This window comes from Psychrobacter faecalis (assembly GCF_016107575.1).
Taxonomy (GTDB): Bacteria; Pseudomonadota; Gammaproteobacteria; order Pseudomonadales; family Moraxellaceae; genus Psychrobacter; species Psychrobacter faecalis.
On sequence record NZ_JABAST010000006.1, the window covers coordinates 81402 to 94043 of the forward strand.

12 protein-coding genes and 1 tRNA gene are annotated in these 12642 nt (G+C 44.3%); 5 read left to right on the forward strand and 8 right to left on the reverse strand.

The features are described from left to right. The first annotated feature begins 180 nt into the window (after positions 1–180). Positions 181–1272, forward strand: a complete 1092-nt coding sequence (locus JFC07_RS03400; RefSeq protein WP_068404346.1) for an NnrS family protein — start codon at positions 181–183, stop codon at positions 1270–1272. A gap of 104 nt (positions 1273–1376) precedes the next feature. Here JFC07_RS03400 and JFC07_RS03405 read toward each other — a convergent pair whose 3' ends face one another. The 4 genes from JFC07_RS03405 to JFC07_RS03420 form a co-directional block, all read right to left on the reverse strand. Continuing rightward, complete coding sequence (locus JFC07_RS03405) at positions 1377–2096, reverse strand: phosphoglycolate phosphatase (protein WP_068404348.1); 720 nt, start codon at positions 2094–2096, stop codon at positions 1377–1379. A 92-nt stretch (positions 2097–2188) separates the two neighbouring features. Then, positions 2189–2689, reverse strand: coding sequence for a DUF4385 domain-containing protein (locus JFC07_RS03410; RefSeq protein WP_068404350.1), 501 nt, complete (start codon positions 2687–2689; stop codon positions 2189–2191). A gap of 195 nt (positions 2690–2884) precedes the next feature. Continuing rightward, positions 2885–2960, reverse strand: a tRNA-Phe gene (locus JFC07_RS03415). A 122-nt stretch (positions 2961–3082) separates the two neighbouring features. Continuing rightward, positions 3083–3505: a hypothetical protein gene (locus JFC07_RS03420; protein ID WP_198328123.1), complete on the reverse strand. Its 423-nt coding sequence runs from the start codon at positions 3503–3505 to the stop codon at positions 3083–3085. Between the two features lie 360 nt (positions 3506–3865). On the opposite strand from JFC07_RS03420, the gene hisB reads away from it, so the two are divergent. From hisB to JFC07_RS03440, 4 genes are all read left to right on the forward strand, one after another. Then, positions 3866–4513 carry an imidazoleglycerol-phosphate dehydratase HisB gene (gene hisB / locus JFC07_RS03425; RefSeq protein WP_193030531.1) on the forward strand — a complete coding sequence of 216 codons (648 nt, stop codon included), beginning with the start codon at positions 3866–3868 and terminating at the stop codon, positions 4511–4513. After that, the gene (gene hisH, locus JFC07_RS03430; protein WP_193030533.1) at positions 4514–5158 is read left to right on the forward strand and encodes an imidazole glycerol phosphate synthase subunit HisH; all 645 of its coding nucleotides are present in this window, start codon (positions 4514–4516) and stop codon (positions 5156–5158) included. A gap of 138 nt (positions 5159–5296) precedes the next feature. After that, the gene (locus JFC07_RS03435) at positions 5297–5689 is read left to right on the forward strand and encodes a hypothetical protein (protein ID WP_193030535.1); all 393 of its coding nucleotides are present in this window, start codon (positions 5297–5299) and stop codon (positions 5687–5689) included. A gap of 220 nt (positions 5690–5909) precedes the next feature. After that, positions 5910–6872 carry a DJ-1/PfpI family protein gene (locus tag JFC07_RS03440; RefSeq protein WP_198328124.1) on the forward strand — a complete coding sequence of 321 codons (963 nt, stop codon included), beginning with the start codon at positions 5910–5912 and terminating at the stop codon, positions 6870–6872. A 91-nt stretch (positions 6873–6963) separates the two neighbouring features. Here the strand turns inward: JFC07_RS03440 and JFC07_RS03445 are convergent, their stop codons facing one another. The 4 genes from JFC07_RS03445 to JFC07_RS03460 all read right to left on the reverse strand — a co-directional run bounded on the left by JFC07_RS03445 (position 6964) and on the right by JFC07_RS03460 (position 12542). Continuing rightward, a complete protein-coding gene (locus JFC07_RS03445; protein WP_198328125.1) occupies positions 6964–8295 on the reverse strand; it encodes a valine--pyruvate transaminase in 1332 nt (443 codons plus the stop codon). A 131-nt stretch (positions 8296–8426) separates the two neighbouring features. Next, complete coding sequence (locus JFC07_RS03450) at positions 8427–11048, reverse strand: ABC transporter permease (protein ID WP_227678254.1); 2622 nt, start codon at positions 11046–11048, stop codon at positions 8427–8429. Then, the gene (locus tag JFC07_RS03455) at positions 11026–11724 is read right to left on the reverse strand and encodes an ABC transporter ATP-binding protein (RefSeq protein WP_193030540.1); all 699 of its coding nucleotides are present in this window, start codon (positions 11722–11724) and stop codon (positions 11026–11028) included. The genes JFC07_RS03450 and JFC07_RS03455 overlap by 23 nt, the downstream gene beginning before the upstream one ends. Then, positions 11721–12542: an arylesterase gene (locus tag JFC07_RS03460; RefSeq protein WP_198328126.1), complete on the reverse strand. Its 822-nt coding sequence runs from the start codon at positions 12540–12542 to the stop codon at positions 11721–11723. Before JFC07_RS03460 ends, JFC07_RS03455 begins: the two co-directional genes overlap by 4 nt. Positions 12543–12642: the final 100 nt, after the last annotated feature.

Genomic DNA, 12642 nt, shown 5'->3' on the forward strand with positions numbered 1-12642 from the left:
CTTATTTAAGCTTAAGTACCGCTTAATCATACGCTAAAGCGGTTATAAAAACCTAGTACTCCAACACTTACACTGGATTATTCGCCCATAACTCTCGACACTTTACTATACTTAACCCCAAGCATACCTTTAATGCTCGCTTAGACGTCCCTGACGTTTTATAAAAGGATTCTTCCATTAATGAAAGCCAAACCGCCTTTTGCTCATACTTATTGGTTTCCGCTTGTTGCGTTGTATTCCGCTTTAACGCTACCTTTATCAGTGGGTGGTCAGCTCGGCTGGTTTACTGTCCCTGCAGGCTTGCAGTACGCTTGGGGTCACGGTCATGAAATGATTTTCGGTTTTGCTTTACTGGTGATTGCAGGCTACCTTGCTGGCCCGCAACCAAAAGCTTATATCTTTACTGTGATTGGGTTATGGCTAGTGGCTAGGTTGAGTTTTTGGTTTGCGCCTATTTTTCTGCGAACGGCTAAGAAATGGCGAAACAAATCCGCGGGGTTTGTGCTAGTAGGCTTAGGTATTGCTGCGGTTGGTTTTCATTTGGCTATGCAAAGCAATCAACCCGATGACTGGCGTCTGAGGTTGTTATTAGAAACGGTATTATTGTTAAGTATCTTAATGTTTTATATGGGGGGCCGAATAATAGCGTCAGCGTTGGCAGGGCATTTTCAGAGTCAAAACCGGTTCTTAAAAGACCGTGTGCAGCCCAGGTTTGAAGGCAGTGTTTTAATTCTGCTGTTTTCAGTATTGGTGTTAAATCTACTGCCTTTTGCTTGGGTAAAATTCACTATAGCAGCTCTTTTACTGCTCAGTGCGCTGCTTTGTGTGGTTCGAGTGCTGCGCTGGCGACCGTGGTGGAGCTATGGGCGTGCTGATCTATTGGCTATGCTTTTGGGATATAGCTGGATTATCGTGGGCTGGGTAGGTATCGCCTTAAGCTTGATAACGGCCAATTTTCCGATTACCAAGGCTTTGCACGCGATTACTATAGGGGCACTTGGAACGCTCACCTTCACAGTGATGTCGCGAACTCGATCACACCGAGTATTGCGTGACACGAACGCCAAGCCTTTTGTCTTTGTCTTAGCGTTATTGATAACCGCTGCCGCATTATTGAGGCTTAATCCCACTTGGTTAGGATATTCTCAAAGTATTTTTTTAGCGGTCTGCTGTTGGAGCTTTGCTTTTATAGGACTGTTTTTCTGGTTAATATGGTTAAACAAGGTGGAGAAAAAAGTGAAACGGCAACGACAATTAATGCAGGATAAGTAGGCGCTTAGATAAAGTGTTAATTATCATATTAGTCTATTTATCACTGTCGATGACGAGAATTACAGCGTCACTTTAACTACAATATCAAATCCCTATCAAAAACGTTATACGCCCAACAGTTCTAATAAGCCAGAAAACTCATCAAACGCAAAGTTTGGCTTACTATCACGAATATCGACACCATAGTTATAACCATATGAGAGCCCAATGGTATCCACGCCCGCATTTTTCCCCGCTAAAATATCATTAATCGAATCACCAATCATAAAAGCGTCAATAGGCGCAAACCCAAGCGACTCGCAAACATATAATAACGGCGCAGGATCTGGCTTTTTAGTCGGTAAGCTATCGCCGCCAATCACTTCGCTAAACAGCGGCGTCCAGCCCATATGATCTAGTATTTTAGGGACAAAACGAATCGGCTTATTGGTCACCAGTGCCAAGGTATAGCCTGCGTTTTTAAGCTGATGCAAACCTGCGCTCACATCAGGATAAGCTGTGGTTTTTTGACAATCAAGGGCGCCATAAGCGGCAAAAAAAATACGAAGCGCTTCCTCTACCGCCTCGTTGTCTAGGCTGTCATCAACAATCACCTGACCTAATAGCGCCCGCTCAACCAATACACGCGCGCCATTACCAATCCAGCCTTTAATGGTATCAAGTGGGAAGGGAGATCGACCTAGTTGCTCAAGCATCAGATTGGTGGCATCCGCCAAATCAGGTACGCTGTCAATCAGCGTGCCATCAAAATCAAAAATGAGAAGTGGTTTTTGTTGTGAAGTAAGTTGCGCTGTAATGGGCGCTGGGGCAGAGTTGTTGGACATCATAAAAGCTCTTATTATTAAGTTCAGATAAAGCGTAGCACAATAAAGCGCCTGAGGTCATTGTGATTCATGGTTGTCATTTTTATAACCGATTATTTGACGTCTTTATAGCGTGCGCGATGTTCTGCTTTCATTTTGAGATACACGTCATTTTCGCGGCATTTATCCCAAGTTTGCTTAAAAATACGCGCTGATTCTGCTTTGATGGGGTCTTTAACCTGCCGTGGTAATTCTTCACGGCCATGAGCGCCGCTTTGGCCTTTTTTATCGTCAGGGACGGGTCCTTTGTATTTCTTGCCACCTTTGTAGTTGGCGTAGCGGCGGGCGCGGGTATAGCCCATTTGAATAAATTTGCGCGCCATATCGGCACCAACAAAGTCATCGGCAGCCAGATAATCTAAAAACATCTGATAAATGGTCTCGCTACTTTCTTTTGCTATATCAGGTGTCGCAAAGCGCCAATGCGGCAATATCTCCGACTTATAAGGTTCGACCAATAACACCCCCTGCTCACCGCGACCGACGCGATAAAGCTCGGGCTGTGCGCGCAAATCTAGGTTTTTATAATCCAAATCATAATCAAACTCTCTCATGGTTTTACCCTTTTACTTTGCATCAATCGTTTTAGTATAGAGAGAGTTTACCCTTTAAAAACAGCCTAAAAGTGTTATGAATTAGTGCGACTATCAGTTGTAGTGGATAGCTATCCTTGTAATTTCCATTAAATTTTAAGCATAAAAAAAGCCCCAAACAGTAATGTCTGGGGCTTTTTGGAATGCTTAAACGAATGGTGGCTCGAGGCAGGTTCGAACTGCCGACACACGGATTTTCAATCCGTTGCTCTACCGACTGAGCTATCGAGCCGTCTTCGTTGAGGCGCTATTAAACTAAATATAGGCGTTACTGTCAAGTGGTTTTTGCATAATAAGTGAGAAAAGCCTATAAATAATCGAATATAAGCCAAAATTAAGCTTTTAACCTCGTATTTAATCCTTAACGCGCAGGAGCTCATACTCGCTCATAATACGATGAATATCAGCGTCAACAGGGACAAGCTGGCGTACGCCTTTTTTCACTTCAGCATCATAAACCAGTTTGATAAACTTCGCATCGATAGCGCGACCACGATTTTGGCTGTGTACCGTAAGATATTGAAGACGTTTGGCATCGGTTTGCCCGTCATCAAAGCAAGCAACCGCGGCGATAGGCTTATCATTAAACATGCCGACATACAAAGTTTGACCACGCTTAAAGCCTTGCTCAACGAGGTTTAATACCTCTGCACCACTTGGCTGATTGTCATCGCTGTCATATAGGGCATGCAGCCGCTCTGATAACTCGTTCTCACGCGCAGGGTTTTTAATTAGGGGCGCATCTAAGCTATTGATGGCGATCGCTTCTAAAGGCATAATCGGTTCCTATAATTGTTTACCGCGTCGTAGCATCGAATGTAGGGTTAGAAAGTCAGCGCGGGTGATGATTGATAATACTGAACGCACTATTTTAGCAGAATAGGGCGATTTTGTGCGTGGATTACTGCTTGGTCGTGGCAGTAAATGCTAGGGTTTGCTATGATGAAGATAGACAAGGGTTTATACACCAAAAACCTAATATTTATACCTTTTTAAATAATTTTTTTAAGCAAATATTGAACCTATTTTTAGCTTAATCTTCTATATTTTTATTCATTGTTTTAAATGCTAGTAAGAATGCTTTGGGCGCTTTTTCGCCCTATTTTATTGACCGCTTTTCATTTATAGAGAGTAGCCATGACAGCCAATTCTACCGAACAAAATCAAAATTCTGCTCAAAATCTTTTCGGTCATGCCGCACGTACGGCGACCGTTACGCGTAATACTGCTGAAACGCAAGTCACTTGTACGGTAAACCTTGATGGTACCGGTCAAGGCACTGTCGATACTGGCGTGCCGTTTCTAGACCATATGATTGACCAAATTAAGCGGCATGGTCTGTTTGACTTAGATATCAAATGCACTGGTGACACCTTTATCGATGATCACCACAGTGTTGAAGATACCGGCATTACCCTTGGTCAAGCGTTTGCAAAAGCGCTCGGCGATAAAAAAGGCATTCGTCGTTACGGGCACTTTTACGCACCGTTAGATGAGTCGCTTACGCGCGCGGTGGTTGATTTGTCAGGCCGTCCAGGACTTCATATGGACATTCCTTTTACCCGCTCGCACGTTGGTAACTTCGATGTCGATTTGTTTAGTGAATTCTTCTACGGCTTCGTCAATCATTCATGGATGACGGTGCATTTAGACAACCTCAAAGGTAAAAACAGCCATCACCAAATCGAGTCTACCTTTAAGGCGTTTGCCCGTGCGCTGCGTATGGCTTGCGAATATGATGAGCGTGCGCTGAATACCTTGCCATCGACCAAAGAGGCTTTTTAGATGAGTCGAACCACAAAAATTGCATTATTAGATTATGGCATGGGTAATTTGCACTCGGCCAGCAAGGCATTGTCAGCGGTAGGCGCGGAAGTCTCTATTACCAATGACCCAAAAGTAGTCGCGGCGGCTGATAAGATTTTCTTCCCCGGTGTCGGTGCGATGCGCGATTGTATCGCTGGCATGCAGGATGCAGGTATTGACGAGGTCATACGTCAGGCGATATTTAATAAGCCTGTTATGGCCATCTGTGTGGGTATGCAGGCGTTGTTTGAGCAGTCCGCTGAGAATGGTGGTACAAAATGTTTGGGCATCTTAGATGGCAATGTAGAAGCGTTTGGCCCTACTTGGAAAGATGAGCAAGGGGTTACCATTAAGGTGCCGCACATGGGCTGGAATACCATCAGCGGCATGGATTTTGACCATCCATTGTGGAATGGTATCGAGGACAACGCGCACTTTTACTTTGTACATAGCTATTACTGCGCGCCTAGCGACGATGCACAAGTGGCGGCCGTTTGTGATTATGGTCAGCCGTTTTGTGCCAGTATTTTGCAAGACAATTTATTTGCCACCCAGTTCCATCCAGAAAAAAGCCACACCGCGGGCTTACAGCTGTTAAAGAACTTTGTCGATTGGGATATTTAATAACTATACTTTAAATATTTCTTCAATAATAAGGTAGATTAGCAAATGCTTAATCTACCTTTTTTATTCTCAATGTATAATTGGCTGTTTTTCATTTATACTCAGTTACTTTTTACCTCTTTTACGCGGAATAAAATCGTGGATTTTTATCTCTTTAAAAACGGTGTCGTTGATGCTACTGGCTTAGACAAAGACGCCTTACATATCTATGTGGGCATTGGCGTCTACCTATTAAGTTTACTTTTGCTGCGTCCAATTTTTAAAAAATACAGCGTTAGAGCCTTTGTCGCTTTGATTTTGGTGACCGCCATCGCTCTATTGGGTGAATATTTGGACAATCGCCAGACGCTTACCGAACTTGGTGTGGTAGGGTTAAAAGCAGCAGAAATAAAAGCCAGTATCCATGATATCGTGAATACCTGTCTGCTTTCTTACATAATCTACGGCCTTACCGTATGGACAAAGACATTTCAGTCAATCAATACCGTCAAACCTATGATTAAACGGCAGAAAAAAACGGACTATCGCTAAGTCCGTTTTTTATTCCTTTGACGAGGAGCTTCTTCAAGGCTTTTTAAAACGCCAAATCTAAGCAACTCACCATTTACAAAGCTTACGAAAGTCAAAAAACTCTGGTCTATTTAATGCGTTATGAGTTTGCTACCTTACAATCAGAAAGGTAGCGACAGGCAATTATTCTATCTTTTCTAACTATCAATCCAATATAAGCAATAATAAAATAGGAAAAGTTATGAATATCTCAGACCTTAATATCAGTGACATAGTAGACAAAGCCAAAGACACCTTAGGTTTAGAGCCGCAAGAAGCCGAAGATGGCGCTTATACCCCTTCTAAAGCTTCGCTTAGATTGGCAGCGCCTAACAAAACCAACTACGATCATAGCGAGTACGAAGCGCCATATACGGGCAACAAAAAAATCCTGATGGTCTGTACCGAGCAGCAGTACATGACCATGGCAAATGATAAGAAGTTTAAGACAGGCAATCATCCGGTTGAGATGATGGTGCCGTTGCTGCATTTTAAAAAAGCAGGGTTTACGGTAGATGTTTTTACCCCAACCGGGGAGTCTGTCAAAGTCGAGCAGTGGGCAATGCCAGAGGACGATGACGACGTCAAAAAAATCTACGCGGAATATGAGTCTAAGCTTAAAAGTCCAAAAAGTATCGCCGATTTTGTCAAAAATGATATGGTAAATAGCGAGGATTACGCAGCAATCTTTATCCCCGGTGGTCATGGGGCAATGCTGGGCTTGCCTGAAGATTATAACCTTGGCGAGTTGCTACGTTGGGGTTATGACAAGGATTTATTTACCTTAGCGATTTGTCATGGACCGGCGGCTTTATTGGCGGCCAATTTAGCAAGTCCTGATAGCTCTGATAAATCTAATGGCGCTGACAATACTCATAGCGCCGATAAAGACGATAACGCCAAACGCGACTTTATTTTTAAAGGTTATAAAATGGTAGCGTTCCCGACAGCTATGGACAAGCAAATGCCAAAAATTGGTTATTTACCCGGTACGATGCCTTGGTACTTTGGCGAAAAGCTAGAACAGTTGGGCGTTACGATTACCAATAAACTGGCGACAGGACATACCCATCAAGACAGAAAGCTGATCTCAGGCGATGGCCCCTTGGCGGCCAATGACTTTGGTAAAATGAGTGCTGAAGCTTTGTTAAAAGCGCTGCGCTAAACCATTTAGATTCAGTCATAGCACAAAAAAAACGGACTATTTATAAGTCCGTTTTTTGTTTTTATGATTCAATATCTTTATGATATAAGATTTAGTCTTTCTGACTGTTAGCCTTATCATAAAGCTCACGTACCACTTCACCAATCACTCGAATACCATCAATCAGCGTTTGCTCATCAGCAGCGATACTCATACGAATACATTCATGGGCATGTTTATAATTACTCACATCAACACCAGGGAAGAAATACTCACTTGGTACGATAATCGTGCCTTTGTCTTTGAGAATCTCATACAGCTCAGTGGTGCTAATCGGCAAGTCTTTAAACCATAACCACAAAAATATCGCGCCCTCAGGCTTATGAATCATTAACGGATAATCACCCAGCGCTTCTTTTAATAGCTTGACCGCTAATGTCGCTTGCTGTTGATAAAAGGGTTTAATCTCATTATCCGCCAACTGCTTGATACGGTCATCGTTCACCAGTGGCGTCGCAATTGCCGCACCAAAACGTGTCGGCGCTAGATTGACCACCGCATTCATAGCGCTGACCGCTTCGATGACTTTCGTATCGGCAACGATAATGCCGGTACGCATACCGGGCAGACCAATTTTAGACAGGCTAAAGCACAAAATCGTATTATTATCCCAGTTCAAATGCGCGTTAGAGTAGATGATATTCGGGAAGGGCATACCGTAGGCGTTATCGATAATCAGCGGTATCTCATAACGTTTGGCAAGCTCGGATAAATGCGCCATTTCCTCATCGGTCAACACATTGCCCGTTGGATTGGTCGGACGCGAACAACAAATCGCACCAATATGACCTTCCTTCAATGCTGACAAGCTTTCTAACGCGTCAAAATCTACCCGATATTTAAAGAAACCTTCCTCGCCATCATGCGTCACTTCATCGATATGCGGTAATACGGCGGCGAAATGCTGACCTTCGACATGCACATCGCTATAGCCAATATACTCAGGGGTTAATGGTAGCAAAATAGATTTATCTACCAATTTGCTCTGTTCGTCAACGAACGCACCACCAAATAAATTAAACAAGTAGAAAAAAGCATTCTGTGAGCCATTGGTCAAAGCGATGTTTTCTGCGCTCAAACTCCAATCATAATGACGATTAAAGAAGCTAACTAAGGCATCGATAAAGGCAGCATCCCCTTGTGGATTGGAGTAATTTGCCATACTAATAATCGCGCTACTATTCGCCTCACCGGTATCGTTGTCAACGCCAAGCGCTTTATAAGTCTCTAAAAATAGCTCATTAACCGCATCAATCTTAGCAGGATTACCACCACCCAACATATTGATAGGCTGATCGCTTTTTAGCGCATCGCCCAAGTCATCCATGAGTTGTGAGATGCCAGTTGGCTGGGTAAATTTTTGACCGAACTTTGAGAATTTCATAAGGCTACCGTACTTTTTTAAATGGTTTATGAGAGCTATATCTGAATGCTGGGACGCGCATTAGTATAGCAAATAGTCAGTTTTGAACGAGCTGGAATATTAAGAATGACTGACATTCACAATATCGACTGTTAAATCATCGCCCGTACCCGCGCCATAATCCCGCGTCCAATCACCAATCGCACATAAATAATGGCAATGGCAAATAGCAAACCAACTAACGCTACACCGCCAATACCCAAACTTGCCCACGGCACACTAAAGCGCAGATTAAACCATTGGGTAATAGCAGCCCATGCACCGATATTAGCGATAATAACCGCAAATAAAGCGGCACTAATGCCAAGTATGCCAAGCTCTAAGATATTGAGCATATATAGGTCACGCTTTTGCATACCGAGCAGTCTAAATGAGGCGCTGTCTTTCATGCGGTCTTGGGAGGTAGAGAGTAGCGAGCTAATCAAAACCATAATACCCGTCAATAATGCCAGTAAGGTGAAGACGTAAACCAAACGGCTCATTTGCACCACTAACTCTTGGACTTGCTGCGCGATAGCCGTGCCGTCGATAGTGGTCACAGCAGGAAACTCGCGTACCAGTTTACCTTGTAACTTTGGAATATCTTCCGCTGCGACATGAGCGGTGGCAAATTGGATTTGCGGCGCAGCAGATAGAACCGCTGGCTCAAATAAGAAGTAAAAATAGGGGCTGGGTCCTTTTTCATAGCGCGAGCGGATACTGGTAATTTGCCCGACGATTTCAATCCCTTGGATATTAAAACGCACCTGATCGCCCATGCCGACATTTAGCAAGCTGGCAGCAGTATCCAAAATTGATAATGGCGCAACGGTTTGTGCTGAGTCGTTATCTGCAGTCTCAATAGGCGCATAAAGCTTGTCGTTTTCTACAGCATCAGTAATGAGTTCGGTATCCATCACCGTATCGGCGTAGCTTAAATTAAACACACGCGCAGGGTCATCGAAGCCGTCAGTAGGTTCGATATCTTGAACAGGAACATCATTAGCCGTGACGACACGCGCACGAATGACAGGATAATAGCTCACAGGCGCAGCAATGATGTTATCAATCTCGTCGTGCTGGTCACTTTGAATATCGAGCAAAAATAAATTGGGCGCATCTTCAGGATAGGCATTAATAAACTGGGCATTGATACTATGATTAAGTGTAGTGATCAAAGTTAAGACCGCCACTGACAGTGATAAAGTGACAAAGAACAATGCCGACTGATTGCCTTTACGCGCAAGATTATGGATAGCAATACGCTGCATCCAGCTAATCTTAGAATGCTTGGCAAACTTAGTCAGCAGCCATAACCAACCGCGTGCCAATAGCCAAAATATCGCGACAAAAGCAGTTAAGCCTATTAACAGCTGCGCCCCTAGTAACAGAGAATTGACTTCATAAGCAAAAAACACATAGAGACCAACTAGCATCAATCCATACCAAAGTAACGGCAGACGCCGATACCAAGGCAGATTTTGTGAGTTTGTGCTTGCACCTTGATTGAGTAAGGTCGCAGGCTTGGTGGTACTTAATGTACTTAGACCACGCTGAGCAATCAGCAACGTCAGCACTAGCGCGTTAATAATGGTTTTAATGGCGCTAATTGGGTTAATAGCTAAACCAACATCCGCTGGCAAGATAGCAATGAGATACGGCTGACCGACTTTAAGTAAGCCAAAACTCACGATAACCGCGGCAATACAAGCAATGATAGTAGTAACAATCAATAGCTGATAGTAGCTGCGCTTTAAGGATTTAAGCGGCTCACCTAATGCCAAGCGAATGGCATTACTAGACTGCTGCTTGGTCACAAAAGCCGTGATGACGCCGTACATCGCCACTGCTGATAATAATAGTACAGCAATGACGAGCAGCTTTAAAAACATCAAAACGTTGTCAGAGATACGCGAGACAGAAGTATCTGCTGACTCGGCATCAGAGAGCTCAATATCAGGATAATTATTGAGTATTTGCGTCAGCTTATCTCGCTGTTCTGCTATTAACTCTGGCTCACCTGCCAGCTCGATACGGTAATTAATACGGCTACGCTGCCCTAATAAATTAGTTGCTGCGAGCGCATCCTCATGCATCAAAACGCGCCCACCAAAACCAAAGGCCGTCAACGGGCGGTCAGGCTCTTTGGTTAGCACATCACTAATCATAAACTCAGCATCACCAATGGTGATTTGGTCACCGACAGTGGCGTTTAAGCTGTTCAATACTTCGGGTGCGACGACGACATTCGCAGCGCTTAATTGTGTCCAAAGAGGCTGCCCTGAGGCAAGCTCAGCGTCTCCATATAATGGATAAGCCGGCGAAACCGCTTTGACGCTGGCAAGTAAAGTTTGTTCATCGGTCACTACCATGGCGCTAAACTGATAGTCATATACAATTTGCGTATCAGCGACCGTCTCTACTTGTGCTAATACCTCGCTTGGCCAATCTTGCTTACTGTTTAAAATCAAATCGCCGCCAACGAGCGCGCGCTGATTATCATTGATATAGGTATCAACAGACTGTTGGATAGAATCTAAAGTCAGGTAAGTGGCAAGCGAAAGGACTAGCGTGATTAAGAATAAGACGGGATAGATCCAGCGCTGCCACCAGCTACGACTTAAGGCTTGCGCGCCCAAGTTTTTTGAAATTAACAGACGGTTAAATAGTTGGCTTATGATGCCACGCGAATCATTCGACTCATTATCCATGTTATCCATTGATTTTTGATCCATCTATCATACCGTCATGCATGGTAATGACACGATCTGCCATCTCCGCTAGTGCGGCATCGTGGGTGACCACGACCAATGCAGAGCCAACTTGCTGGCGTAAATCTAATAACAGCTGCATCACTTGACTGGCATTTTGCTCATCTAAGTTACCGGTTGGTTCATCGGCAAAGACAATTTTTGGCTGCGACACCAACGCGCGGGCAACCGCCGTTCGCTGCTGCTCACCGCCTGATAATTGGTTAGGCAAGCTATCACGCCGATGCCCTAAATCAACCGCTGCAATCAATTCGTTGACGCGTGCTTTATTCGGACGGCGGGCAATATCAAGCGGAAAGGCAATATTCTCGCTGACAGTTAATGTCGGTAATAGATGAAATGACTGAAAAACAAATCCCATCTCGCGTTGACGAATGACCGCCAGCGTATCTTCATCAAGGCTGCTTAAGGTTTGTCCCGCTAACTCAACCGAGCCACTATCAGGATAATCTAACGCTGCCAGTAGTCCGAGCAAAGTCGATTTGCCCGAGCCGGATTTACCCATGATGACCACAAACTCGCCCGCATCGACATGGATATCGACGTCTTTAATAATGGATAATGATTGGTCACCGACTTGGACGGTTTTATTGAGTTTGGAGGCGGTAAGTAGTGCTGTGTTATTGGCTGTAGCAATCATTGGCTAGTCTCAGTAGGCGTGCTAGGTTTCGTTGCCGTATCGGTATGGGCTGCTTCTAGCTTTTCGATTTCAGGTTGCAGAATTGGCAAAATATTGTCGTTGACGATAATGCTATAGCCTTCCTTGGTTGGATGAATGGCATCGGCTTGGTTGAGTTTGGCATCACCGCCCACACCGTCTAAAAAGAACGGAATCAGCGTCACATTCATATCTTTCGCCACCCTTGGATATATCGCAGCAAACGATTCGACGTAGTCAGAGCCAAGATTGTCATAAATTTGCATTCCGCCCAAGATAACTTCGCTTCCGCTGTCTTGAAGGCGTTTAATAGCGGTGCGAATATTGGCTTCGACCGTTGCCACATCAATACCACGGATGGCATCATTGGCACCGATGGTCAAAATGGTAATATCAGGTTTGGTTTGCAATACCCAGTCCAGTCCATTGACCAATCCAGTACTGGTTTCACCGCTTAATCCTGAATTGATTACTTTGACATCCTTGTAGCCCATCTCTTTTAAGCGAGCTTCTAGCTGCGCGGGGTAATTGGCATTATTATCAACGCCAAGCCCTTCGGTCAACGAATCGCCCAATGCCAAGATGGTTAAAGGTGCTTGCTGCTCAGCTGAATGTTTAGATGGAGTAGATTCTTGCTTTTGAGGTTCAGCCATTGTCGTATTGACGGCCGGATTATTATTTTGAGTGTTGTCAGCCGTATTGGCGTCAGGCTGCTGTTGACAACCGCTAATAGCGATTGCGAGGCTCAAGGCGGCGACCGTGAGCAAACGCTGCGGTAGGCGAGAGGGTGTGTTTATCATGATTCTGCTGTCCTAAATACAATAAATTCAGTCTAGCAGAATCAGGTAAGCCGCAATATGGTACAAAAGTTAATTGATTGACGCCGAAGGTTAATTGATT

Coding starts and splice junctions, on each gene's coding strand:
- JFC07_RS03400 (WP_068404346.1), top strand. CDS start 181: ATGAAAGCCAAACCGCCTTTTGCTCATACTTATTGGTTTCCGCTTGTT.
- hisH (WP_193030533.1), top strand. CDS start 4,514: ATGAGTCGAACCACAAAAATTGCATTATTAGATTATGGCATGGGTAAT.
- JFC07_RS03460 (WP_198328126.1), bottom strand. CDS start 12,542: ATGATAAACACACCCTCTCGCCTACCGCAGCGTTTGCTCACGGTCGCC.
- JFC07_RS03440 (WP_198328124.1), top strand. CDS start 5,910: ATGAATATCTCAGACCTTAATATCAGTGACATAGTAGACAAAGCCAAA.
- JFC07_RS03450 (WP_227678254.1), bottom strand. CDS start 11,048: ATGGATCAAAAATCAATGGATAACATGGATAATGAGTCGAATGATTCG.
- JFC07_RS03420 (WP_198328123.1), bottom strand. CDS start 3,505: ATGCCTTTAGAAGCGATCGCCATCAATAGCTTAGATGCGCCCCTAATT.
- hisB (WP_193030531.1), top strand. CDS start 3,866: ATGACAGCCAATTCTACCGAACAAAATCAAAATTCTGCTCAAAATCTT.
- JFC07_RS03445 (WP_198328125.1), bottom strand. CDS start 8,295: ATGAAATTCTCAAAGTTCGGTCAAAAATTTACCCAGCCAACTGGCATC.
- JFC07_RS03455 (WP_193030540.1), bottom strand. CDS start 11,724: ATGATTGCTACAGCCAATAACACAGCACTACTTACCGCCTCCAAACTC.
- JFC07_RS03410 (WP_068404350.1), bottom strand. CDS start 2,689: ATGAGAGAGTTTGATTATGATTTGGATTATAAAAACCTAGATTTGCGC.
- JFC07_RS03405 (WP_068404348.1), bottom strand. CDS start 2,096: ATGTCCAACAACTCTGCCCCAGCGCCCATTACAGCGCAACTTACTTCA.